Source organism: Streptomyces pimonensis (genome assembly GCF_041380215.1).
GTDB lineage: Bacteria > Actinomycetota > Actinomycetes > Streptomycetales > Streptomycetaceae > Streptomyces > Streptomyces pimonensis.
Window position 1 is genome coordinate 1 of record NZ_JAHWZY010000017.1, and the last position, 23,719, is coordinate 23,719.

Annotated in this window: 23 protein-coding genes and 2 pseudogenes; 15 read left to right on the top strand and 10 right to left on the bottom strand. The window is 71.7% G+C overall.

Annotated elements, in window-relative coordinates; genetic code table 11:
* Positions 1-280: 280 nt before the first annotated feature.
* Genes pgl through tkt form a run of 5 tightly spaced genes read right to left on the bottom strand, consistent with a single transcriptional unit; the run spans position 281 to position 6,895 of the window.
* Positions 281-1,066, bottom strand: a complete 786-nt coding sequence (gene pgl, locus KYY02_RS18275) for a 6-phosphogluconolactonase (protein WP_371239091.1) — start codon at positions 1,064-1,066, stop codon at positions 281-283.
* On the bottom strand, positions 1,063-2,115 hold the full coding sequence (opcA, locus tag KYY02_RS18280; protein WP_371239093.1) for a glucose-6-phosphate dehydrogenase assembly protein OpcA: 1,053 nt from the start codon (positions 2,113-2,115) through the stop codon (positions 1,063-1,065). The genes pgl and opcA overlap by 4 nt, the downstream gene beginning before the upstream one ends.
* On the bottom strand, positions 2,112-3,635 hold the full coding sequence (zwf, locus tag KYY02_RS18285) for a glucose-6-phosphate dehydrogenase (RefSeq protein WP_371239095.1): 1,524 nt from the start codon (positions 3,633-3,635) through the stop codon (positions 2,112-2,114). The genes opcA and zwf overlap by 4 nt, the downstream gene beginning before the upstream one ends.
* Positions 3,636-3,639: 4 nt before the next feature.
* Positions 3,640-4,758, bottom strand: a complete 1,119-nt coding sequence (gene tal, locus KYY02_RS18290; RefSeq protein WP_371239098.1) for a transaldolase — start codon at positions 4,756-4,758, stop codon at positions 3,640-3,642.
* Positions 4,759-4,792: 34 nt separating this feature from the next.
* A complete protein-coding gene (tkt, locus tag KYY02_RS18295; RefSeq protein WP_371239103.1) occupies positions 4,793-6,895 on the bottom strand; it encodes a transketolase in 2,103 nt (700 codons plus the stop codon).
* 340 nt (positions 6,896-7,235) lie between these two features.
* Between tkt and KYY02_RS18300 the strand changes: the two genes are divergently transcribed.
* From KYY02_RS18300 to KYY02_RS18315, 4 genes and pseudogenes are all read left to right on the top strand, one after another.
* Positions 7,236-8,189, top strand: a complete 954-nt coding sequence (locus tag KYY02_RS18300; RefSeq protein WP_371239107.1) for a heme o synthase — start codon at positions 7,236-7,238, stop codon at positions 8,187-8,189.
* A gap of 93 nt (positions 8,190-8,282) precedes the next feature.
* Positions 8,283-8,615, top strand: coding sequence for a hypothetical protein (locus KYY02_RS18305; RefSeq protein WP_371239110.1), 333 nt, complete (start codon positions 8,283-8,285; stop codon positions 8,613-8,615).
* A gap of 142 nt (positions 8,616-8,757) precedes the next feature.
* A complete protein-coding gene (locus tag KYY02_RS18310) occupies positions 8,758-9,855 on the top strand; it encodes an amidohydrolase family protein (RefSeq protein WP_371239113.1) in 1,098 nt (365 codons plus the stop codon).
* Positions 9,856-9,888: 33 nt separating this feature from the next.
* Positions 9,889-10,599: pseudogene (locus KYY02_RS18315) on the top strand (nucleotidyltransferase); the annotation flags it as partial.
* Here the strand turns inward: KYY02_RS18315 and KYY02_RS18320 are convergent.
* The 4 genes and pseudogenes from KYY02_RS18320 to KYY02_RS18335 form a co-directional block, all read right to left on the bottom strand.
* A complete protein-coding gene (locus KYY02_RS18320) occupies positions 10,566-11,597 on the bottom strand; it encodes a COX15/CtaA family protein (protein WP_371239115.1) in 1,032 nt (343 codons plus the stop codon). The pseudogene KYY02_RS18315 and the gene KYY02_RS18320 sit on opposite strands and share 34 nt — an antisense overlap.
* 53 nt (positions 11,598-11,650) lie before the next feature.
* The gene (locus KYY02_RS18325) at positions 11,651-12,421 is read right to left on the bottom strand and encodes an ABC transporter permease (RefSeq protein WP_371239117.1); all 771 of its coding nucleotides are present in this window, start codon (positions 12,419-12,421) and stop codon (positions 11,651-11,653) included.
* Positions 12,418-13,341 (bottom strand): ABC transporter ATP-binding protein, encoded by a 924-nt coding sequence (locus KYY02_RS18330; RefSeq protein WP_371239119.1) that lies wholly within the window; start codon positions 13,339-13,341, stop codon positions 12,418-12,420. Before KYY02_RS18330 ends, KYY02_RS18325 begins: the two co-directional genes overlap by 4 nt.
* Positions 13,331-14,214 (bottom strand): annotated as a pseudogene (locus tag KYY02_RS18335) (AAC(3) family N-acetyltransferase). The gene KYY02_RS18330 and the pseudogene KYY02_RS18335 overlap by 11 nt, the downstream one beginning before the upstream one ends.
* Before the next feature lie 161 nt (positions 14,215-14,375).
* On the opposite strand from KYY02_RS18335, the gene KYY02_RS18340 reads away from it, so the two are divergent.
* The 11 genes from KYY02_RS18340 (at position 14,376) to KYY02_RS18390 (ending at position 22,758) form a co-directional block, all read left to right on the top strand.
* Positions 14,376-15,089 (top strand): helix-turn-helix transcriptional regulator, encoded by a 714-nt coding sequence (locus KYY02_RS18340; RefSeq protein WP_371239121.1) that lies wholly within the window; start codon positions 14,376-14,378, stop codon positions 15,087-15,089.
* Complete coding sequence (sufB, locus tag KYY02_RS18345; RefSeq protein ID WP_352000281.1) at positions 15,086-16,507, top strand: Fe-S cluster assembly protein SufB; 1,422 nt, start codon at positions 15,086-15,088, stop codon at positions 16,505-16,507. The genes KYY02_RS18340 and sufB overlap by 4 nt, the downstream gene beginning before the upstream one ends.
* Before the next feature lie 58 nt (positions 16,508-16,565).
* On the top strand, positions 16,566-17,747 hold the full coding sequence (gene sufD / locus KYY02_RS18350; protein ID WP_371239124.1) for a Fe-S cluster assembly protein SufD: 1,182 nt from the start codon (positions 16,566-16,568) through the stop codon (positions 17,745-17,747).
* Positions 17,744-18,061 (top strand): non-heme iron oxygenase ferredoxin subunit, encoded by a 318-nt coding sequence (locus KYY02_RS18355; RefSeq protein WP_030820944.1) that lies wholly within the window; start codon positions 17,744-17,746, stop codon positions 18,059-18,061. The genes sufD and KYY02_RS18355 overlap by 4 nt, the downstream gene beginning before the upstream one ends.
* A gap of 7 nt (positions 18,062-18,068) precedes the next feature.
* Complete coding sequence (gene sufC / locus KYY02_RS18360; RefSeq protein WP_371239127.1) at positions 18,069-18,833, top strand: Fe-S cluster assembly ATPase SufC; 765 nt, start codon at positions 18,069-18,071, stop codon at positions 18,831-18,833.
* Positions 18,830-20,086, top strand: coding sequence for a cysteine desulfurase (locus tag KYY02_RS18365; RefSeq protein WP_371239129.1), 1,257 nt, complete (start codon positions 18,830-18,832; stop codon positions 20,084-20,086). Before sufC ends, KYY02_RS18365 begins: the two co-directional genes overlap by 4 nt.
* 11 nt (positions 20,087-20,097) lie before the next feature.
* Positions 20,098-20,562, top strand: coding sequence for a Fe-S cluster assembly sulfur transfer protein SufU (gene sufU / locus KYY02_RS18370; protein ID WP_371239131.1), 465 nt, complete (start codon positions 20,098-20,100; stop codon positions 20,560-20,562).
* Positions 20,559-20,891: a metal-sulfur cluster assembly factor gene (locus KYY02_RS18375; RefSeq protein ID WP_371239133.1), complete on the top strand. Its 333-nt coding sequence runs from the start codon at positions 20,559-20,561 to the stop codon at positions 20,889-20,891. The genes sufU and KYY02_RS18375 overlap by 4 nt, the downstream gene beginning before the upstream one ends.
* 79 nt (positions 20,892-20,970) lie before the next feature.
* Complete coding sequence (locus KYY02_RS18380) at positions 20,971-21,291, top strand: DMT family transporter (RefSeq protein WP_371239135.1); 321 nt, start codon at positions 20,971-20,973, stop codon at positions 21,289-21,291.
* A 101-nt stretch (positions 21,292-21,392) separates the two neighbouring features.
* Entirely contained in the window at positions 21,393-22,382 is a 990-nt protein-coding gene (dapD, locus tag KYY02_RS18385) for a 2,3,4,5-tetrahydropyridine-2,6-dicarboxylate N-succinyltransferase (RefSeq protein WP_371239137.1), read from the top strand.
* 136 nt (positions 22,383-22,518) lie between these two features.
* Complete coding sequence (locus KYY02_RS18390) at positions 22,519-22,758, top strand: hypothetical protein (RefSeq protein ID WP_371239139.1); 240 nt, start codon at positions 22,519-22,521, stop codon at positions 22,756-22,758.
* Between the two features lie 427 nt (positions 22,759-23,185).
* On the opposite strand, the gene KYY02_RS18395 is transcribed toward KYY02_RS18390, so the two are convergent.
* A complete protein-coding gene (locus KYY02_RS18395; protein ID WP_371239141.1) occupies positions 23,186-23,647 on the bottom strand; it encodes a dihydrodipicolinate synthase family protein in 462 nt (153 codons plus the stop codon).
* Positions 23,648-23,719: the final 72 nt, after the last annotated feature.

Genomic DNA, 23,719 nt, shown 5'->3' on the forward strand with positions numbered 1-23,719 from the left:
GGGGGGGGGGGGGGGGGGGGGGGGGGGGGGGGGGGGGGGGGGGGGGGGGGGGGGGGGGGGGCGGGGGGGGGGGGGGGGGGGGGGGGGGGGGGGGGGGGGGGGGGGCCCCCGGGGGCCGGGGGGGGGGGGGGGGGTGGGGGGGGGGGGGGTCGGGCGGGGGGGGGGGGGGGGGGGGCTGCCCCCCCCCCCGCCCCCGGGGCTGCGCCCCGGGCCCCCTTTCGGCCCTGAACGGGGCTCGTCCTCGCACTCCCCGCAGGGGGCGCCCCGGACGGGCCGGTCGTCACGGCGACGCCGGCGGGTACAGCGCCCTCGGGAGTCGTGAGGCCGCTGCCGCGTCCAGGAGCCACAGCGTGCGGGCGCGGCCGTGGGCGCCCGCTGCCGGGGCCTGGATCTCGCCCGCGCCCGAGAGGGCGATCTCCGCCGCTTCCGCCTTGTCCTCGCCCGCCGCCAGGAGCCAGACCTCCCGGGCCGCGCGGATCGCGGGGAGGGTCAGGGTGACGCGGGTCGGCGGCGGCTTCGGGGCGCCCCGGACGCCCACCACCGTGCGTTCCGTCTCGCGGACCGCCGGAAGCTCCGGGAAGAGGGACGCCACGTGCGTGTCCGGGCCGACGCCCAGCATCAGGACGTCGAAGGCCGGGACCGGGCCGTGGTGCGAGGGGCCCGCCGCGGCGGCCAGCTCCCCGGCGTAGGCCGCCGCCGCCGCGTCCACGTCCGCGCCGTGCGGGCCGTTTGACGCGGGCATGGCGTGCACGCGCTTCGGGTCCAGCGGCACCGCGTCGAGCAGCGCCTCACGGGCCTGGGTGACGTTGCGCTCCGGGTCGCCCTCCGGCAGGAACCGCTCGTCGCCCCACCACAGGTCGAGGCGGGCCCAGTCGATCGCGTCCCGCGCCGGGGCCGCGGCCAGCGCGGCCAGCAGGCCGTTGCCGTTGCGGCCGCCGGTCAGGACCACGGACGCCGAGCCCCGCGAGGCCTGCGCGTCCACGATCTTCGTGATCAGCCGGGCCGCCGCGGCCTGCGCCATCAGCTCCTTGTCCCGGTGCACGACCAGCTGCGGTGCCGTGCTCACTTCGCCGTCGCCTTCTTCACCGGGGCCTGCGCCGTCGCCCGGGACGCGGGAGCTTTCGCAGCCGACTCGACGGGCGCGGGGACCGCTTCCCGTTCTCCTTTGGCCGGAGCGTCAGCCCTCCCCGACGACCTCAGACGCGCCACGCCGTAGCGCAGCGCCGACGCGTACGTGTCGTCCGGGTCGAGGCGGCGCAGCTCCTCCGCGATCAGCTCCGCCGTGTCGCGGCGCTTCAGCGCCACCGCACGCTTCGGCTGGCCCTGGATGGACAGCGTCGCCAGCGAGCCGTCGGCGCGGTCCAGCACGATCGGTCCGCAGTCGGTGTCCATGCGGACCGCGGTGAGTCCCGGGCCGCTGGAGTGCGAGCGCTTGACGGGGACGTCCAGCCGGTCCGCGAGCCACATCGCCAGCAGCTCGCAGCTCGGGTTGAACTCCTCGCCCTCCACCTCGACGCCCTGCACCTCGCAGGCGATCTGGTCCAGCGCCGCGGCCAGCATCGAACGCCAGGGCGTGATGCGGGTCCACGACAGGTCGGTGTCGCCGGGGGTGTAGGCCTCGGCGCGGGCGGCGAGCTCCTCCACCGGCTGCTCGCAGGCGTAGGTGTCGGTCACCCTGCGCTGGGCCAGCGCGCCCAGCGGGTCCTTCGCCGGGTCCAGCGGGGCGTTGACCGGCCACCACACCACCACCGGGGCGTCGGGCAGCAGCAGCGGCAGCACCACCGACTGGGCGTGGTCGACGACCTCGCCGTAGAGGCGGAGCACGACGGTCTCGCCGGTGCCGGCGTCCGCGCCGACCCGCACCTCGGCGTCGAGGCGGGACTGGGTGCGGTCCCGGGGCGAGCGGGAGACGCGCTTGATGACGACCAGCGTGCGCGAGGGGTGCTCGCGCGAGGCGTCGCCGGCCGCCTTCAGCGCGTCGTAGGCGTTCTCCTCGTCCGTGACGATGACCAGGGTGAGCACCATGCCGACGGCTGGTGTGCCGATGGCCCGACGGGCTTGCACCAGCGCCTTGTTGATCTTGCTGGCCGTGGTGTCCGTGAGGTCTGTCTTCATGGCCGGCGCCAGCTCCGTCCGTCTCGCTCGAGCATTTCGTCCGCCTCGACGGGTCCCCACGTTCCGGCCGGGTACTGGGCCGGACTGCCGTTGGCGTCCCAGTACTCCTCGATCGGGTCGAGGATCTTCCAGGACAGCTCGACCTCCTCCGTGCGCGGGAAGAGGTTGGAGTCACCCAGCAGGACGTCCAGGATCAGGCGCTCGTAGGCCTCCGGGCTGGACTCGGTGAACGACTCGCCGTAGGCGAAGTCCATCGACACGTCCCGGATCTCCATCGACGTGCCCGGCACCTTGGAGCCGAACCGGACCGTGACGCCCTCGTCCGGCTGGACGCGGATGACGATCGCGTTGGAGCCCAGCTCCTCGGTGGCCGTGGTGTCGAAGGGGGAGTGCGGCGCCCGCTGGAAGACCACCGCGATCTCGGTGACCCGGCGGCCCAGCCGCTTGCCGGTGCGCAGGTAGAAGGGGACGCCCGCCCAGCGGCGGTTGTCGATGCCCAGCTTGATCGCGGCGTAGGTGTCGGTCTTGGAGGAGGCGTCGATGCCGTCCTCCTCCAGGTACCCGACCGCCTTCGCGCCGCCCTGCCAGCCGGCCGCGTACTGCCCGCGCACGGTGTCGCGGCCCAGGTCCTTCGGCAGCCGCACGGCGCCGAGCACCTTGGTCTTCTCCGCCGCCAGCGCGTCCGCGTCGAAGGAGGCCGGCTCCTCCATCGCGGTCAGCGCGAGCAGCTGCAGCAGGTGGTTCTGGATGACGTCACGGGCGGCGCCGATGCCGTCGTAGTAGCCGGCCCGGCCACCGATGCCGATGTCCTCGGCCATGGTGATCTGCACGTGGTCGACGAACGACCGGTTCCATATCGGCTCGAACATCGTGTTGGCGAAGCGCAGCGCCAGGATGTTCTGGACCGTCTCCTTGCCCAGGTAGTGGTCGATGCGGAAGACCTGGTCCGGGGCGAAGACCTCGTGGACGATCGCGTTCAGTTCCTCGGCCGACCTCAGGTCGTGCCCGAACGGCTTCTCGATCACCGCACGGCGCCAGGAGCCGTCCTTCTGGTCGGCCAGCCCGTGCTTCTTCAGCTGCTGGATGACCACCGGGAAGGAACGCGGCGGCACCGACAGGTAGAAGGCGAAGTTGCCGCCCGTGCCCTGCGCCTTGTCCAGCTCCTCGATCGTCTCGCGCAGCCGCTCGAACGACTCGTCGTCGTCGAAGGTGCCCTGCACGAAGCGCATGCCCTGGATGAGCTGTTGCCAGACCTCCTCGCGGAAGGGGGTGCGGGCGTGCTCCTTGACCGCGTCGTGGACCTCCTGGGCGAAGTCCTCGTTCGCCCACTCGCGGCGGGCGAACCCCACCAGCGAGAAGCCCGGCGGCAGCAGACCCCGGTTGGCGAGGTCGTACACGGCCGGCATCAGCTTCTTGCGCGACAGGTCGCCCGTGACGCCGAAGATGACCAGGCCCGACGGCCCCGCGATGCGCGGGAGCCGTCGGTCCGCAGGGTCACGCAGCGGGTTGCTGCTCGACAAGGTCTCAGCCCTCCGAGGGGGCGAGGCGCTGCAGCTCCGCCTCGGTCGACTTCAGCAGGTCGCTCCAGGAGCCCTCGAACTTGTCGACGCCCTCGTCCTCCAGGAGCCGCACCACCTCGTCGTACGGGATGCCGAGCGCCTCGACCGCGTCCAGGTCGGCGCGGGCCTGCTCGTAGGTGCCGGCGACGGCGTTGCCCCGGATCTCGCCCTGCTCCTCGGTGGCGAACAGGGTCGCCTCCGGCATGGTGTTCACCGTGTTCGGCGCCACCAGCTCGTCGACGTACATCGTGGCCTTGTACGCCTTGTCCTTCACACCGGTCGACGCCCACAGCGGACGCTGCTTGTTGGCGCCCTCGCGCTCCAGGGCGTTCCAGCGGTCGGACGAGAAGACCTCCTCGTACGCCTGGTAGGCCAGCCGCGCGTTGGCGATGGCGGCCTTGCCGCGCAGCGCCTTGGCCTCGTCGGTGCCGAGCGCGTCGAGCCGCTTGTCGATCTCGGTGTCCACGCGGGACACGAAGAAGGACGCCACGGAGTGGATCTCCGACAGGTCCAGGCCGCGGTCCCTGGCCTTCTCCAGACCGGTCAGGAACGCGTCCATGACCTTGCGGTAGCGCTCCAGGGAGAAGATCAGCGTGACGTTGACGCTGATCCCCAGGCCGATGACCTCGGCGATCGCCGGGATGCCGGCCTCGGTCGCCGGGATCTTGATCAGCGTGTTGGGCCGGTCCACCAGCCACGCCAGCTGCTTGGCCTCGGCGACCGTCGCGCGGGTGTTGTGCGCCAGCCGCGGGTCGACCTCGATCGAGACCCGGCCGTCACGGCCGTCGGTGGCGTCGAAGACCGGGCGCAGGATGTCGGCGGCGTCGCGGACGTCCGCCGTGGTGATCATGCGGATGGCCTCTTCGACGGTGACCTTGCGGGCGGCCAGGTCGGTCAGCTGCGTGTCGTAGCCGTCGCCCTCGGAGATCGCCTTCTGGAAGATCGTCGGGTTGGTGGTGACGCCCACGACGTGCTGCTGATCCATCAGTTCGGCGAGGTTGCCGGACGTGATCCGCTTGCGCGACAGGTCGTCCAGCCAGATCGCGACGCCTTCCTCGGAAAGGCGCTTCAGTGCGTCTGTCATGGAAATTCCATCTCCTAGGTGTCGTATGTGGGCGTCAGCGCTGGGCTGCGGCGAGAGATTCCCGGGCGACGGCGGCGACGTTCCCGGCGGTGAATCCGAACTCCTCGAACAGCACCTTGCCGTCGGCGGAGGCGCCGAAGTGCTCCAGGGAGACGATGCGGCCGGCGTCCCCGACGTACTTGTGCCAGGTGAGGCCGATGCCGGCCTCGACGGCCACGCGTGCCTTGACGGCCGGCGGCAGGACGCTGTCCCGGTACCCCTGTTCCTGCTCCTCGAACCACTCCACGGACGGCATGGACACCACGCGCGTGGGCACACCGTCGGCCTGGAGCCGCTCGCGCGCCCCGACGGCGACGTGCACCTCGGAACCGGTGGCGATCAGCACGACCTGCGGCTCCGCGCTCTGCCCGGAGGGCCCCTCGGCGTCGAACAGGACGTAGCCGCCCTTGGCCGCGTCCTCGTTGGGCTCGTACGTCGGCACGCCCTGGCGGGTCAGCGCCAGACCGTGCGGGGCGCCCTTGCCGAACTCCTTCGTCCAGCGGCGGAGGATCTCCCGCCAGGCGATCGCGGTCTCGTTCGCGTCCGCCGGGCGGACCACGTTGAGGCCGGGGATGGCGCGCAGCGAGGCCAGGTGCTCGACCGGCTGGTGCGTCGGGCCGTCCTCGCCCAGACCGATGGAGTCGTGCGTCCACACGTACGTCACCGGCAGGTGCATCAGCGCCGACAGCCGCACCGCGTTGCGCATGTAGTCGGAGAACACCAGGAAGGTGCCGCCGTAGACGCGGGTGTTGCCGTGCAGCGCGATGCCGTTCATCTCGGCGGCCATGGCGTGCTCACGGATGCCGAAGTGGATCGTGCGCCCGTACGGGTCGGCCTCGGGCAGCGGGTTGCCGACCGGGAGGAACGAGGAGGTCTTGTCGATCGTGGTGTTGTTGGAGCCCGCCAGGTCGGCCGAGCCGCCCCACAGTTCCGGGATCACCGCGCCGAGCGCCTGCAGCACCTTGCCGGACGCGGCACGGGTGGCCACGCCCTTGCCCGGCTCGAAGACCGGGATGACGTCCTGCCAGCCCTCGGGCAGCTCACCGGCGGCGATCCGGTCGTAGTCGGCGGCACGCCCGGGGTTGTTGTCCCGCCACTGCTGGAAGGACTTCTCCCACACCGCACGGGCCGCCTGGCCCCGCTCCAGCGCCTTGCGGGTGTGGCCGATGACCTCGTCGGAGACCTCGAAGCTCTGCTCCGGGTCGAAGCCGAGGACGCGCTTGGTGGCCGCGACCTCGTCGTCGCCGAGCGCCGAGCCGTGCGCGGCCTCGGTGTTCTGCGCGTTGGGGGCGGGCCAGGCGATGATCGACCGCATGGCGATGAAGGACGGCTTGTCCGTGACCTTCTTCGCCTCCTGGATCGCGTCGTAGATCGCGTTCGGGTCCAGGTCGCCGTCGGGCTTCGGGGCCACGCGCTGCACGTGCCAGCCGTAGGCCTCGTACCGCTTGACGACGTCCTCGGAGACGGCCGTCTCGGTGTCGCCCTCGATGGAGATGTGGTTGTCGTCCCACAGCAGCACCAGGTTGCCCAGCTTCTGGTGGCCCGCGAGGGAGGACGCCTCGGCGGAGATGCCCTCCTGCAGGCAGCCGTCGCCGGCGATGCAGTAGACGAAGTGGTCGAACGGGGACTCGCCCTCGGCGGCCTCCGGGTCGAACAGACCGCGCTCGTAGCGCGCGGCCATCGCCATGCCCACGGCGTTGGCGACACCCTGGCCCAGCGGGCCGGTCGTGGTCTCCACGCCCGTGGTGTGCCCGTACTCCGGGTGGCCCGGAGTCTTCGAGCCCCAGGTACGGAACGCCTTCAGGTCGTCCAGCTCCAGGCCGAAGCCGGCCAGGTACAGCTGGGTGTAGAGGGTCAGGGACGAATGACCGGCGGACAGGACGAAACGGTCCCGTCCGACCCAGTCGGCGTCCGCCGGGTCGTGCCGCATCACCTTCTGGAAGAGGGTGTAGGCGGCGGGCGCCAGACTCATCGCCGTACCCGGATGGCCGTTACCGACCTTCTGTACGGCATCGGCGGCCAGGACGCGGGCGGTGTCGACGGCCCGCTGGTCCAACTCGGTCCACTCGAGGTCTGTGGTGGTCGGCTTGATGCTCACCCTGAGTCAGGGCTCCTCTCCACATGTCGGATACCGGTGACGACCCACCGGCGAGGTCGAGCCTACCCCCGTAGGACGCGCCTTCCCCCGAGTCATTCCAGAGTGCGGGCACTCCCGTGGATCCGCCTCCTGACCGGTCCGTTCTCCCCGTTCGGCAGATGAATACGGGGCCGCTCATCCGGGTGCTCGATCGAGCTTCGGGGTGCACCCGGGAGCGCGCCGCCCAACACGATCCGACCCCCGCGGATGTCCGGGTCTGGGCAACGTCTACAGTGGCGTGGTACGCGCGAGCCTTTACCGCCACTTCACCAGGGAGGCTTGCTGGGATGTCTCTGTAGGGGTGTGCGTGACGGCCGTTGAATCCCGTCCAGCGGGGATGCTGGGGACCAGTCGGAGCCCTGCCCATCGGCCGTTCGGGGCCCGTGTGATGGCATTCGTGGCCCTCACCAAGCCGCGGATCATCGAGTTGCTGCTCATCACCACCGTCCCGGTGATGTTCCTGGCGCAGCAGGGCGTACCCGATCTGACGCTGGTGCTGCTGACCTGCGTCGGCGGTTACCTGTCCGCGGGCGGCGCGAACGCGCTCAACATGTACATCGACCGCGACATCGACGCGCTGATGGACCGCACCTCGCAGCGTCCGCTGGTGACCGGCATGGTCGGCCCGCGCGAGTGCCTGGCCTTCGGCATCACCCTGGCGGTCGTCTCGACCCTGCTCTTCGGGCTGACCGTCAACTGGCTGTCCGCGTGGCTCTCCCTCGGCGCGCTCCTCTTCTACGTCGTCGTCTACACGATGATCCTCAAGCGGCGCACGGCGCAGAACATCGTGTGGGGCGGCATCGCCGGCTGCATGCCGGTGCTGATCGGCTGGTCCGCGGTCACCAACTCGATGTCCTGGGCGCCGGTCGTCCTCTTCCTCGTCATCTTCTTCTGGACGCCGCCGCACTACTGGCCGCTGTCCATGAAGGTCAGGGACGACTACGCGCGCGTCGGAGTGCCGATGCTGCCGGTCGTCGCCGGCAACAAGGCGGTCGCCAGGCAGATCGTGCTCTACAGCTGGGTCATGGTCGCGGTGTCGCTGCTGCTCACCCCGCTCGGCTACACCGGCTGGTTCTACACGGCGGTCGCCCTGGCGGCGGGCGGCTGGTGGCTGTGGGAGGCGCACGCGCTGCTGAACCGCGCGAAGGCCGAGGTGACGGGCGGCAAGCTGAAGGAGATGCGCCTGTTCCACTGGTCCATCACCTATGTGTCGCTGCTCTTCGTGGCCGTCGCGGTGGACCCGTTCCTGCGGTGACCGCTCCTCACGCGCCGACCGGGCGGGGTACGTGGTCAAGGCCACGGACCCCGCCCGTCGCCGTTGGACCTACCCGTCGGTAGCATCCTGGTCATGGCAGACACGCAGCAGGTGGACCCGAAGGCAGAGCGGAAGGCGGCCCGGCTCGCCAAGCAGATCAGCAGCTTCGCCACGGCACACGGCGGCGCCGAGGGCCAGGTCGCGTACCTCGGACAGCGCGGTGCCCGCATCGTCCTCGTCGGCGGGGACGGCGACTGGGGCGACGTCTTCGCCCCGTCCGTGGAGATCGCCGAGAAGGCCGTCGAGAAGGCGGGCATCACCGTCCACGAGAACTTCGACGGCGAGTTCGCGGCGAAGGTGAGGACGGGCCCGTACGAGTGGAGCCGCATGGCGGGGATCCAGGTCGGCGGCCCGTCCAACGGCTGACCGGCAGCCGGCCCGGGGGTGGCCGGCCCAGGAGCGCGGGCGGCCGCGGACGGCCTGCGCCCGGCGAGCGCGCCACCTCCCCGGGGGTTCACCCGTTAGGACCTGTGAAGCATCGACACGGTCCCGTCCCGGGGAGCTCCGGATGATCGAAACACCCTCACTCGTGGACCAGTACTGCCACGGGGTGCTCCGCACGGAGCTGGGACTCGGCACCTTCGAGGCCCAGCTCGTCCGCACCGAGGGACCGCCCGCCCCCGGCACCACCCTCTTCGACACCCAGACCGGCTTCGCCGTACGCCGCTGGTGCCCGCCCCTGCTCGGCCTGGAGCCGCACTGTCCGCCCGCCCGCTACCTGGCCCGGCGCCGGGAACTGGGCGTGCTCGAGGCCGGGCGGCGACTGCTGCGGGGCAGCGGCATCACCGCCTATCTCGTCGACACCGGGCTGCCCGGCGACCTCACCGGCCCCACCGAGCTGGGCACGGCCGGTGACGCCGAGGCCCACGAGATCGTCCGCCTGGAGCAGCTCGCCGAACAGGTCGCCGACACCTCCGGCACCGTCGAGTCCTTCCTCGCCAACCTCGCCGAGTCGGTGCACGCGGCCGCCGCGCACGCCGTCGCCTTCACCTCCGTCGCCGGCGTGCGGCACGGCCCGGCGCTCGCTCCCGAGCCGCCCGGGCCGGGCGAGGTGCGCGGCGCGGCGGGGCGCTGGCTGGCCGCACGCCGGGTCGGGGACGAACCGAGCGACCCCGTGCTGCTGCGGCACCTGCTGTGGCTCGCCGTCGCCTCGGGCCGGCCCCTCCAGCTGCACGCCGGTCTCGCCGCACCGGGCACCCGCACCGACCCCGTCCTGCTGACCGACTTCGTCCGGGCCACCGCCGGTCTCGGCACCGACCTCGTCCTGCTGCACGGCTACCCGTACCACCGCCAGGCCGCCCACCTCGCCGGTGTCTTCCCGCACGTCTACGCCGACTGCGGCACCGATCCGGTCCGCACCGGCGCCCGCGCGGCGACCGTCCTCGCGGAGGTCCTGGAACTCGCCCCCTTCGGCAAGATCCTCTTCTCCAGCGGCGCCCGCGGCCTGCCCGAACTGCACGTCGTCGGCGCCCACCTGTTCCGCGAGGCCCTCGCCCGGGTGCTCGGCGCCTGGGTGGCCGAGGGCGCGTGGTCACCGGACGACGCCCGGCGGGTGGCCGGCCTGATCGCCTCGGGGAACGCGGGCCGGGTGTACGGACTCGCCTGAGACGGGAGGACCGGTCGTACGCCGACCGGCGCCCTGCTCGACCGTTTCCTCACCGGCCTCGCGCCGCCCGCCCCCGTCGCCGTGCGGGCGTACGGCTCACCGGCCGGCGGCGACCACCAGGAGGACCGCAGCGACCTTGACGTGATCACGGTTCTGGACCACCCGGTCGGACCGCGCACGGCATGGCGGTTGGCCCTGGTGCACGCCCGCCTGCGCGACGAGCCACTCGCCGGCCGGCTCCACTGCCCCTGCCTCACGCAGGACACCACGGCGGGCGCCGGGCGGCGCCACCTCACCCGGGCGCACGAGCAGCTGTTCAAGCGCCCGGTCACTCCTGTCACCCGGACCGAGCTGCACACCTTCGGCCGGGTCCTGCACGGGGCGTCGCCCGCGGACGTCCTGCCGCCGGTACCGGACGGCGAGCTCGCCGACCTCGTGGTGCGCGACCTGCGCGACTCCTGGCGACGGGAGGTGGACCGGGCCGCCCACTGGACGCAGGACGCGTGGGTCGACCTGGGGCTGCTCACCTTCGCCCGGGCCACCGTCACCCTGCGGGAGGGCCGGCTGATCACCGAGCGGGAGGCCCTGGGCGTACTGCCCGGCCTCGGAGCGTCCGGCGAGGTCGTGGAGGACATCGGACGGCGGCGCCACGGGGATCCCGCGCCGCCCGCCCGGGAGCGGACCGTGTGCCGGGCCCGGCCGGCCCGGGACTACCCGGGACCGGCGATCGACGCGGTGGTGGCGGGTTCCCGAGCGCCCGGTGCGGCCGCGTCCGGCGCACGGCCCGCTCCCGGACGCTCGCGCAGCGACAGCAGGACGCGGAGCACCCAGATCCACATCACGCAGGAGCCGAACATGTGCAGGCCGACCAGGACCTCGGGGAGGTCGGTGAAGTACTGGACGTAGCCGATGGCGCCCTGGGCGAGCAGGATCAGGAACAGCTCGCGGGTGCGGGCCAGCGGGCCCCTGGGGGCGTCGACCGCCTTCAGGACGAACCACAGGGCGAACGTCAGCGTCACCACGATCCACGCCAGTACGGCGTGCAGCTTGCTGACCGTCTCCCAGTCGAGCGGCATCCGCGGGACGTCGCTGGAGTCACCCGCGTGCGGGCCCGCGCCGGTCACCACCGTGCCGACCGCGATCAGCAGCGCGGAGGCGGCCACCATGCACCACACCAGCTGCTGCACGGCCTTGCCGACCAGCGGCCGGGGCTCCGCGTCGCCCTCCCGGGCGCGCTGCCACATCACCGTGGCGACCGCGATCAGCGCGGTGGAGAGCAGGAAGTGCGCCGCGACCGTGTACGGGTTCAGGCCGACGAGGACCACGATGCCGCCGAGGATCGCGTTGCCCATGACGATCCAGAACTGCGCCCAGCCCAGCAGCGTGAGGCTGCGCCGATGGGGCTTCTCGGAGCGCGCGGCGATGATCGCCCAGCCGACCGCGGCGCACAGCACGTACGTCAGCAGGCGGTTGCCGAACTCGATGACGCCGTGCAGGCCCATCTCGCTGGTCGTGGTGAGCGAGTCGTCGGTGCACTTGGGCCAGGTCGGGCAGCCCAGACCGGAGCCGGTCAGCCGCACCGCACCACCGGTGACCACGATGACCACCGCCATGGCGAGCGCGGCGAGGGCCGCCCGCCGGACGGTCCGGGGATCCGGGGTCCAGCGTGCGGCGATGAAGGCGAGCGGGTTGCGCAGGACCGCCTGGGCGTCGGCGCGGGTCACGTTTGGCACGCGTCCCATCGTAGGACGCCGCTTGTGCACGCTTTCACGAGGGGCCGTCCCGGGCACGGCGCCTACTCCCAGCGGAAGAGCTTCCCGGCCGCCGCGAGACCCGCGAGCGCCCACACGGAGAGGGTCGCGAGGCTCCCCCACGGCATCCCTGCCCCGTGCTGGAGCACGTCCCGCAGCCCCTCCGACAGCGCGGAGATCGGCAGCAGGCCCAGGACGTCCTGCGCCGCGTCGGGGAACTCGTCCAGCGGTACGACCACTCCGCCGCCGACGAGCAGCAGCAGGAACACCAGGTTGGCGGCGGCGAGCGTCGCCTCGGCCCTGAGGGTGCCCGCCATCAGCAGGCCGAGCCCGGAGAAGGCGGCCGTGCCCAGCACCAGCAGCAGGAACACGGAGATCGGGCCGCCCTGCGGGGACCAGCCGAGCGCGAGGGCGATCACCGTCACCAGGGCCACCTGGAGGACCTCGGTGACCAGCACCGACAGCGTCTTCGCGGCCATCAGCCCCCAGCGCGGAAGCGGTGACGCGGCAAGCCGTTTCAGCACGCCGTAGCGGCGCTCGAAGCCGGTGGCGATGGCCTGCCCGGTGAACGCCGTCGACATCACCGCGAGTGCGAGGACGCCGGGGGCGAGGAAGTCCACCGCCTCGCCCTCACCGGTGTCCACGACGTCCACGGTGCTGAAGAGCACGAGCAGCAGCGTGGGGATGACCACCGTCAGCAGCAGCTGCTCGCCGTTGCGCAGCAGCATCCTGGTCTCGAGCGCCGCCTGTGCGGCGATCATGCGCGTCAGGGGAGCGGCCCCCGGTTTCGGGGTGTAGGTGCCGGTGGCCGTCACGAGCGCAACTCCTTGCCGGTGAGTTCCAGGAAGACGTCTTCGAGGGTGTGCCGTTCCACCGAGATCCGGTCCGGCATCACCCCGTGCTGCGCGCACCAGGACGTCACCGTGGCGAGCATCTGCGGGCCGACCTCGCCGACGACCCGGTACGAGCCCGGGGTCGCCTCGACGGCCGCGGACCCGGCGGGCAGGGCCTTCAGCAGCGAGGCGACGTCCAGTCCCGGGCGGCCGGAGAAGCGGAGCGTGTTCTCGGCGCCGCCCCTGCACAGCTCCTCGGGGGAGCCCTGGGCGATCAGCCGGCCGGCGTCGATGATCGCCACGTCGTCGGCGAGCTGTTCGGCCTCGTCCATGTAGTGCGTGGTGAGGATCACGGAGACGCCGTCGGCGCGCAGGTCCCGCACCAGGTCCCAGGTGGCGCGGCGGGCCTGCGGGTCGAGACCGGCGGTCGGTTCGTCCAGGAACACCAGCTCCGGGCGCCCGACCACGGCCATCGCCAGTGCGAGCCGCTGCTGCTGGCCGCCGGAGAGCCGCCGGTACGTCGTACGGCCGCAGGATCCCAGGCCGAGGCGTTCGATCAGCGTGTCCACGTCCAGCGGATGTGCGTGCAGCCTCGCCACGTGCCGCAGCATCTCGTCGGCCCGCGCGCCCGAGTAGACGCCGCCGGACTGGAGCATGACCCCGACGCGGGGCCGCAACCGTGCCGACTGCCGCACGGGGTCGAGGCCCAGGACGCGCACCGTGCCGGAGTCCGGCCGCCGGTACCCCTCGCAGGTCTCGACCGTGGTCGTCTTGCCCGCCCCGTTGGGGCCGAGCACGGCGGTGACGCCCTGCCGGGCCACCAGGTCGAGGCCGTCCACCGCGGTCTTCGTGCCGTACCGCTTCACCAGGGCCTGCACCTGGACCACGGGCTCACTTCGCATGGGTCACGAGTCTAGGTAGGCGGCCGGGACCTCGGACCGCGGGGTGCCGGAACTCCTCCCGGGGGCGGCGCACCGGCAGCCACCGCCCGGCGTGGGCCACCGCGTCCGCCCCGGGGAACGGCCGGGCCCCGGCCGCCTTGACCCTGCCGCGCACGACGGGGCGGCCCCGTTCGACGTCGTGCCCCGGTTCGTCGAACCGCTCGGAGGGGACGGACGCCCCGGTCACCGTCTCCCCGCCGTCGGAGGAGGGGCGGCCCACCTCCACGCGAGGGGCGGGGACGCGGTACTCGGCGAGGTGGAGGCTGGTGCGCCTGTCGTGTCCGGTGCCCGGCAGCGGCGCCCGCGCGCCGAGCCGTTCCGGCTTCGCCGGCGGACCGGGCCCCTCGGGCCGGCAGCCGGTCGTGTGCCCGGCGACGACCTCCGCCGCGCGGGGTCCCACCGCCCGCGAGCGACGTCCGGGGGTGCGCTCCCCCACTGCCTCAGGGGCGTGGGCGGTGCCCCCGGCGAGGCCCCGGCCAGGTCCGTGGGGTCTTCGGGAGCATGCCGACCCCGCGCGAGGGGGTGCTGGTCAGCGGGTCGTGGGCGGGCAGGGTGGCCCGGATCCCGGGCCACCCCCTCGGGCACGGGCGGGGCCTGCCACAGTGCAGGGCCGGAGAGATCGCCGGACCGGGCGGGGACCGCCAGGGTGCCGTCGGGGCCGAGTGCGCCGGGCAGGGCCCGGACGACGGTGACCCGTCCTGCGTTCACCCGGCCGAGGGAGCTGAGCGAGGAGTGCGCGAGAAGGATCCCGCCGGGCCGCACACCGGGCTCGCGCAGCTCGGCGGCCAGGGTGTCGCGGGTGGCGAGGGGGGCGGTCGGCGGGGGTGCGGGCATGGTCCCGGAGCGTTCCGGACCTGACTCGCGGGTGCCGTCGGTTCGATCGATCAGAGATCGTTTCCGCAGGTCAAATTAGGTTTGCCTAAGTGATGCAGCGCACCTTGGGGGTCTCCGGGCGCGGCTTGCCGGGGCCGGATGAATTACGCAACAATGGCGTTGTGAAAAACGTTGGCGAGGCTTCCCACGAGGAACTGGCAACCGGTGAGCGGTCCACCCGCAACCGCGTCGCCCGCTCCGTCCTGGACCACGGCCCGTCGACCGTCGCCGAGCTGGCCGAGCGGCTCGGTCTCACCCAGGCGGCCGTACGCCGGCACCTGGACGCGCTGGCCGCCGACAACGTCGTGGAAGCCCGCGAGCGGCGCGTCTACGGCGCGCGCACGCGCGGGCGCCCGGCCAAGGTGTTCGCCCTCACCGACTGCGGGCGGGACGCCTTCGACCAGTCGTACGACAAACTGGCCGTGGACGCCCTGCGCTGGATCGGCGAGCAGGAGGGCGGCAGCGAGGCGATCGTCGCCTTCGCCCGCGCCCGGATCGCCGCCCAGGCGGACGCCTACCGCGAGGCGGTCGCGGCCGCGGCCCCCGAGGAGCGGACGGAAGCACTGGCCAAGGCCCTCAGCGCGGACGGGTACGCTGCGACGGCGCGCAGCGCACCGGTCGGTGAGCAGCTCTGCCAGCACCACTGCCCGGTCGCTCACGCCGCCGAAAAGTTTCCGCAGCTCTGCGAGGCCGAGACGGAAATTTTCGCCGAGCTTCTCGGTACGCACGTACAGCGGCTGGCGACGATCGCGCACGGCGACGGCGTCTGCACGACGTTCATCCCCAAGATTTCCCACCACGCATCTGAAAGCACGTCCGGGAGGAACCCCGCATGACTCTCCCCACGGAGACTGCCCACCCCGAGCTGGAGGGTCTGGGCACCTACGAATACGGCTGGGCCGACCGTGACGAGGCCGGTGCGTCGGCGCGCCGCGGCCTGAACGAGGAAGTCGTCCGGGACATCTCCGCGAAGAAGGACGAGCCGGAGTGGATGACCAAGCTCCGCCTCAAGGGCCTGCGCCTGTTCGAGAAGAAGCCCATGCCGAACTGGGGCTCCGACCTCTCCGGCATCGACTTCGACAACATCAAGTACTTCGTGCGCTCCACGGAGAAGCAGGCGGAGTCCTGGGAGGACCTGCCCGAGGACATCAAGAACACCTACGACAAGCTGGGCATCCCGGAGGCCGAGAAGAAGCGCCTCGTCGCCGGTGTCGCCGCCCAGTACGAGTCGGAGGTCGTCTACCACCAGATCCGTGAGGACCTGGAGGAGCAGGGCGTCATCTTCCTGGACACCGACACCGCCCTGAAGGAGCACCCGGAGCTCTTCAAGGAGTACTTCGGCACGGTCATCCCGGTCGGCGACAACAAGTTCGCGTCGCTGAACTCCGCCGTCTGGTCCGGCGGCTCCTTCATCTACGTCCCGCCGGGCGTGCACGTCGAGATCCCGCTCCAGGCCTACTTCCGGATCAACACCGAGAACATGGGCCAGTTCGAGCGGACCCTGATCATCGTCGACGAGGGCGCCTACGTGCACTACGTCGAGGGCTGCACCGCCCCGATCTACAAGTCGGACTCGCTGCACTCCGCGGTCGTCGAGATCATCGTCAAGAAGAACGCCCGCTGCCGCTACACGACCATCCAGAACTGGTCGAACAACGTCTACAACCTGGTCACCAAGCGCGCCGTGGCCTACGAGGGCGCGACCATGGAGTGGGTCGACGGCAACATCGGCTCCAAGGTGACGATGAAGTACCCGGCCGTCTACCTGATGGGCGAGCACGCCAAGGGCGAGACGCTGTCCATCGCCTTCGCAGGCGAGGGCCAGCACCAGGACGCGGGCGCCAAGATGGTCCACATGGCCCCCAACACCTCGTCCAACATCGTCTCCAAGTCGGTGGCGCGCGGCGGTGGCCGTACGTCCTACCGCGGTCTGATCGAGATCGGCGAGGGCGCCCCGGGCTCCAAGTCCAACGTGCTCTGCGACGCGCTGCTCGTCGACACCATCTCCCGCTCGGACACCTACCCCTACGTGGACGTCCGCGAGGACGACGTGTCCATGGGCCACGAGGCGACCGTCTCCAAGGTCTCCGAGGACCAGCTCTTCTACCTGATGAGCCGCGGCCTGAGCGAGTTCGAGGCGATGGCGATGATCGTGCGAGGCTTCGTCGAGCCGATCGCCAAGGAGCTGCCGATGGAGTACGCGCTCGAGCTCAACCGGCTGATCGAGCTGCAGATGGAAGGCGCGGTCGGCTAGAGCACCACGCCGTTCCGTCAAGCCCCTTACGCAAAGGAAAGCGAGCACTACGACAGCCATGGCTGAGGCTCAGAACATCCCCGTGGGTTCCACCACCGCGGGCTCGATCGCGGTCGCCGCCGAGTCGACCGTCGCCACCCGCATGAGCGCGCCCCCGTCCTTCGACGTGGCGGACTTCCCCGTCCCCCACGGCCGCGAGGAGGAGTGGCGGTTCACCCCGCTCGAGCGGCTGCGCGGTCTGCACGACGGCACCGCCACCGCCACCGGCGGCGTCAAGGTCGCCGTCGAGGCCCCCGAGGGCGTCACCGTCGAGAGCGTCGGCCGCGACGACGCGCGGCTCGGCCGCGCCGGCACCCCCGTGGACCGCGTCGCCGCCCAGGCGTACTCCGCCTTCGAGCGGGCCTCGGTGGTGACCGTGCCCAAGGAGACCGTCCTCACCGAGCCGATCCGCATCACGGTGCACGGCGAGGGCGGCACCGCCTACGCCCACCAGGTGATCGAGCTCGGCGCCTTCGCCGAGGCCGTCGTGATCATCGACCACACCGGTGACGCGGTGCTCGCCGCGGGCGTCGAGTACGTCCTCGGCGACGGCGCCAAGCTGACCGTCGTCTCCGTCCAGGACTGGGACGACAAGGCGGTGCACGCCGCCCAGCACGACGCCCTCGTCGGCCGGGACGCCTCCTTCAAGTCGGTGATCGTCACCTTCGGCGGCGACGTCGTCCGGCTGCACCCGCGTGTCGCCTACGCCGGCCCCGGCGGCGAGGCCGAGCTGTTCGGCCTGTACCTCACCGACGCCGGCCAGCACCAGGAGCACCGCCTCCTGGTCGACCACAACGTCCCGCACTGCAAGTCCAACGTCGCCTACAAGGGCGCGCTCCAGGGCGACGGCGCGCACGCCGTGTGGATCGGTGACGTGCTCATCGAGGCCAAGGCCGAGGGCACCGACACCTACGAGATGAACCGCAACCTGGTTCTCACCGACGGCGCCCGCGTCGACTCCGTGCCCAACCTGGAGATCGAGACCGGCGAGATCGTCGGCGCCGGCCACGCCTCCGCGACCGGCCGCTTCGACGACGAGCAGCTCTTCTACCTGATGGCCCGCGGCATCCCCGAGCAGGACGCCCGCCGTCTGGTGGTCCGCGGCTTCTTCGCCGAACTCATCCAGCAGATCGGCGTCCCGGACATCGAGGAGCGCCTGATCGCCAAGATCGAGGAGGAGCTGGAGGCGGCGGCCGCATGACCTTCGTACGCGCCTGCGGGCTGAGCGAGCTGGAGGAGGACACCCCGAAGCGGGTGGAACTCGACGGCACGCCGGTCTCCCTCGTGCAGACCGGGGGGGAGGTGTTCGCGATCCACGACATCTGCTCGCACGCGAACGTCTCCCTCGCGGAGGGCGAGGTGGACGACTGCCACATCGAGTGCTGGCTGCACGGCTCGCGTTTCGACCTCCGTTCCGGCAAGCCCGACGCCCTTCCGGCGACGCGCCCCGTCCCCGTATACCCCGTAAAGATCGAAGGGGACGACGTGCTCGTCTCCCTCACCCAGGAGTCCTGAGGCACCCATGGCAACGCTTGAAATCCGAGACCTGCACGTCACCGTCGAGGCCGACAACGCCACGAAGGAGATCCTCAAGGGCGTCGACCTCACCGTGAAGCAGGGCGAGACGCACGCCATCATGGGCCCCAACGGCTCCGGCAAGTCGACCCTCGCCTACGCGCTCGCCGGTCACCCCAAGTACACCGTCTCCGGCGGCACCGTCACCCTCGACGGCGAGGACGTCCTGGAGATGTCCGTCGACGAGCGCGCCCGCGCCGGCCTCTTCCTCGCCATGCAGTACCCGGTCGAGGTCCCCGGTGTCTCCGTCTCCAACTTCCTGCGCACCTCCGCCACCGCCGTCCGCGGCGAGGCCCCCAAGCTGCGCACCTGGGTGAAGGAGGTCAAGGAGGCCATGGAGCGGCTCAACATGGACCCCGCCTTCGCCGAGCGCAACGTCAACGAGGGCTTCTCCGGCGGTGAGAAGAAGCGCCACGAGATCCTCCAGCTCGAACTGCTCAAGCCGAAGGTCGCGATCCTCGACGAGACCGACTCCGGTCTGGACGTCGACGCCCTGCGCATCGTCTCCGAGGGCGTCAACCGCGTCCGCGAGCCCGGCGAGGTCGGCACCCTGCTGATCACGCACTACACGCGCATCCTGCGCTACATCAAGCCCGACCACGTCCACGTGTTCGCCGGCGGCCGCATCGTCGAGTCCGGCGGCGCCGAGCTCGCGGACAAGCTGGAGAACGAGGGCTACGAGGCATACGTGAAGGGTGGCGCATCCGAGTGACACAGCTGCCGGGCCTCCTCGACACCGAGGCGATCCGCAAGGACTTCCCCATCCTGGACCGCCAGGTCCACGACGGGCGGAAGCTCGTGTACCTGGACAACGCGGCGACCTCGCAGAAGCCGCGTCAGGTGCTGGACGCCCTGAGCGAGTACTACGAGCGCTACAACGCCAACGTCCACCGCGGTGTGCATGTGCTCGCCGAGGAGGCCACGGCGCTGTACGAGGGCGCGCGCGACAAGGTCGCGGAGTTCGTCAACGCCCCCTCGCGCGACGAGGTGATCTTCACCAAGAACGCCTCCGAGTCGCTCAACCTCGTGGCGAACATGCTCGGCTGGGCCGACGAGCCCTACCGGGTGGACCACGAGACCGAGATCGTCATCACGGAGATGGAGCACCACTCCAACATCGTGCCGTGGCAGCTGCTCGCGCAGCGCACGGGCGCGAAGCTGAAGTGGTTCGGGCTGACCGACGAGGGCCGGCTCGACCTCTCCCGCATCGACGAGGTCATCACCGAGAAGACGAAGATCGTCTCCTTCGTGCTGGTCTCCAACATCCTGGGCACGGTCAACCCGGTCGAGGCGATCGTGCGCCGCGCCCAGGAGGTCGGCGCCCTGGTGTGTATCGACGCCTCCCAGGCCGCGCCGCACATGCCGCTGGACGTCCAGGCCCTCCAGGCCGACTTCGTGGCCTTCACCGGCCACAAGATGTGCGGCCCGACCGGCATAGGCGTGCTCTGGGGCCGCCAGGAGCTGCTGGAGGACCTGCCTCCGTTCCTCGGCGGCGGCGAGATGATCGAGACCGTCTCGATGAGTTCGTCGACCTACGCGCCGGCCCCGCACAAGTTCGAGGCGGGCACCCCGCCGATCGCCCAGGCGGTCGGTCTCGGCGCGGCGATCGACTACCTGTCGGCCATCGGCATGGACAAGGTCCTCGCCCATGAGCACGCCATCACCGAGTACGCGGTCAAGCGCCTGGCCGAGGTCCCGGACCTGCGCATCATCGGCCCCACCACGGCCGAGGACCGGGGAGCGGCGATCTCGTTCACGCTCGGCGACATCCACCCGCACGACGTGGGCCAGGTCCTCGACGAACAGGGCATCGCGGTACGCGTGGGTCATCACTGCGCCCGCCCCGTCTGCCTGCGGTACGGAATTCCTGCGACCACGCGGGCGTCGTTCTATCTGTACTCCACGCCGACCGAGATCGACGCCCTGGTCGACGGACTGGAGCACGTACGGAACTTCTTCGGATGAGGGGCTGAGGCGTGAAGCTGGACTCCATGTACCAGGACGTCATCCTGGACCACTACAAGAACCCGCACGGGCGGGGCTTGCGGGACGGGGACGCCGAGGTGCATCACACCAACCCGACGTGCGGCGACGAGATCACGCTCCGTGTGAAGTACGACGGCACCAGGATCAGCGACGTCAGCTACGAGGGGCAGGGCTGTTCCATCAGCCAGGCCTCCGCCTCCGTGCTGACCGACCTGCTGGTCGGCAAGGACATCGCCGAGGCGCAGCGGATCCAGGGGACCTTCCTGGAGCTGATGCAGTCCAAGGGGAAGATCGAGCCGGACGACGCGATGGAGGAGATCCTGGAGGACGCGGTCGCGTTCGCCGGGGTGTCCAAGTACCCGGCCCGGGTGAAGTGCGCCCTCCTCAGCTGGATGGCGTGGAAGGACGCGACGGCCCAGGCGCTGGGCGCCGACGCCGAAAGGACAACGGCATGAGCGAGACCCTGGAGATGAAGCCGGCCTCGGAGGAGGAGCTCCGCGAGGCCCTGATGGACGTCGTCGACCCCGAGCTGGGCATCGACGTCGTCAACCTGGGCCTGATCTACGGCATCCACGTCGACGACTCCAATGTGGCGACCGTCGACATGACCCTGACCTCCGCGGCCTGCCCGCTGACGGACGTCATCGAGGACCAGGCCAGGTCCGCCACGGACGGCCTGGTCAGCGAGCTGCGCATCAACTGGGTCTGGATGCCGCCGTGGGGTCCCGACAAGATCACGGACGACGGCCGCGAGCAGCTGCGGGCGCTGGGCTTCAACGTCTGAGCGAGCGGTCCGGTCACGCGGCCCCCGGCACTGCGCCGGGGGCCGCGTGCGTGTGCTCGTCCTGGCTACGATCTCCGTCATGGGGTACGCACTGCTCGCCGGAGCCATCGCAGCCGAAGTGGTCGGGACGACCGCCATGAAGTACAGCGAGGGATTCACCCGGCTGTGGCCCTCGGTCGTCACCGCCGTCGGGTACCTGGTGGCGTTCGCGCTGCTCGCGCAGACCCTGAGGACCCTGTCGGTCGGGACGGCGTACGCCATCTGGTCCGGGGTCGGGACGGCCGCCATCGCGGTGATCGGCACGATGTTCCTGGGCGAGGGACTCACCGTCGCCAAGGCCGGTGGCATCGCGCTGATCATCGCCGGAGTGGTGGTGCTCAACCTGGGCGGGGCGCACTGACCGGCGCCGGCCGGCGGGGCGTGCCGCCCGCGCGGACCGCACACTGAGACGTGGTCGGCACCGGTTCGCGTCCGCGGCCACCGGTTGGTTAGGTTGCCCTCATGACCGACACGACTGCTCACAGCACCTCCGGCGCGGTGGCCGCCGGCCTCGCCACCGTCGCCGCCGACGGCACCGTTCTCGACACCTGGTTCCCCGCCCCCGTGCTGGCCGACGAGCCCGGCCCGTCCGGCACCGAGCGGCTCTCCACCGAGCAGGCCGCGGAACTCCTGGGCGGCGGCGCCACCGCGGCGGTCGGTCCGGACGCCCGGCGGGGCGTCGAGGTGGTCGCGGTCCGCACGGTCATCTCGTCGCTGGCCGAGAAGCCGGTCGACGCGCACGACGTCTACCTGCGCCTCCACCTGCTCTCGCACCGCCTGGTCCAGCCGCACGGCCAGAACCTGGACGGCATCTTCGGCCACCTCGCCAACGTCGCCTGGACCTCGCTCGGTCCGGTCGCCGTGGACGACCTCGAGAAGGTGCGGCTCAACGCCCGCGCCGAGGGCCTGCACCTGGCCGTGACGTCCGTCGACAAGTTCCCCCGCATGACGGACTACGTCGCCCCCAAGGGGGTCCGCATCGCCGACGCCGACCGCGTACGGCTCGGCGCGCACCTCGCCGAGGGCACCACCGTCATGCACGAGGGCTTCGTCAACTTCAACGCCGGCACGCTCGGCACCTCGATGGTCGAGGGCCGCGTCTCGGCCGGTGTCGTCATCGGCGACGGATCGGACATCGGCGGCGGCGCCTCCACCATGGGCACGCTGTCCGGCGGCGGCAACGTGCGCATCACCATCGGCGAGCGCTGCCTGGTCGGCGCCGAGGCGGGCGTCGGCATCGCCCTCGGCGACGAGTGCGTGGTCGAGGCCGGCCTCTACGTCACCGCGGGCACCCGCGTCACCATGCCCGACGGCCAGATCGTCAAGGCCCGTGAGCTGTCCGGCGCCTCCCACATCCTGTTCCGCCGCAACTCCGTCACCGGCACGGTCGAGGCCCGCCCGAACAACGCGGTCTGGGGCGGCCTGAACGAGATCCTGCACAGCCACAACTGAGCCGGCCGTCAGCCCGTACCTTCCCGTACGGGTTACTCCCCGTGACTTCGGGGTCGTTTTGGCAGATGAACGGGTGGACACAGAGTCCGATCAGAAGCCGGGACGACTGGCATACGGAAATGGGGACGAACGGGCGATGACGAACGAGTGGGTGTGGGGCGCGATCCGTTGTGCGGTCGGAGTGATGGGGGTGGTGGCCGTGCTGATGCTGTGCGGCGCACTGGCCGGTGCCGCACGCGCGGACGAGACCGGCACGGCCTCCCACAACGGTCACCGCGTCGGACTGATCAACGCCGACGTCGGTCAGGCCGACGATCCCGCCGAGGACGTACTGGAACACTTCCTGCTGTTCGGGGACGGGTACGCCTGGAACTGAGGGGCCGCTCCGGCGGGCCGGACCGCGACGCGTGAGAGCGCGTCGCGGTCCGGCCCGCCGGTTTTCGTGCTCCCGCTGTGCGGGGTGGCAGAGCGGGAGCGCCCGTGCACGTCCACCGGGGCGCGGGGAGCGGACACAGGGCCCGTTCCCGGGGGGAAGAGAAGGAGACGACGGATGCCGAGGCGCAGGAGGGTTCCCGGGAGTCCGTGGCGAACCGGTCGCCCGCACCGCTGAGGACCGCGGCCCCGCTGGGCGGCGGTGACCGGCACGCGGATGGGGACCTGCTGCAGAACGCGCTGACCAGGGCGGCGGGCCGCCGGCACCGCAGCGACGAACCCGAGGCGTGCGTACGGCAGGTCCTCTGCCGGCAGCGGAGCGGCTGCCGGCGGCCGAAACGGCGCGGACGTGCGCGGGAAGGCCGTGCCGCTCAGCGGGGTGCGTGAGCCGGGCGAAGTCCTCGGGACGGTGAAGTGGGAGCCGGTCCTCGCCGAGCGCCGTTCCTGGCCCGGCCCGGCCAGGTCCTCGCGCACCGCCCTGAGCCCGTCGACCGTGCACCGGGCGGCGGGCCCCAGCGGTGGGCGGAGCGGACCCGCGGGGAAGTCCGGAATGGTGAGGAGGGCGTCCGCGCCGGCCTTCTCCGCCTCGCGGGGCCGGTTCCGCGGTGCAGGGGGCGTCGATGCCGGTGACGCGACCGTCGCCCGGGGCCGACGGCTTCGCGCACCGCCTCGACGAGGGACGACTTCTCCGCTTCGGCGGTGGTGGGGGACCCGCCCGTCGTTCCCGAGAGGACCAGGCCGTCACAGCCATGGGTGACCAGGTGGTCGGCCAGGTGCCGGGCGCCGTCCAGGTCGAGGGCGCCGGTGGAGGTGAGGGGGTGGTCATCGCGCACAGGGTGCGGCCGAGGGGTGCGGGCACGGGAGCGTCCGCCGGCAGTTTGTGAAGTTCCACTTAAATGCCATGC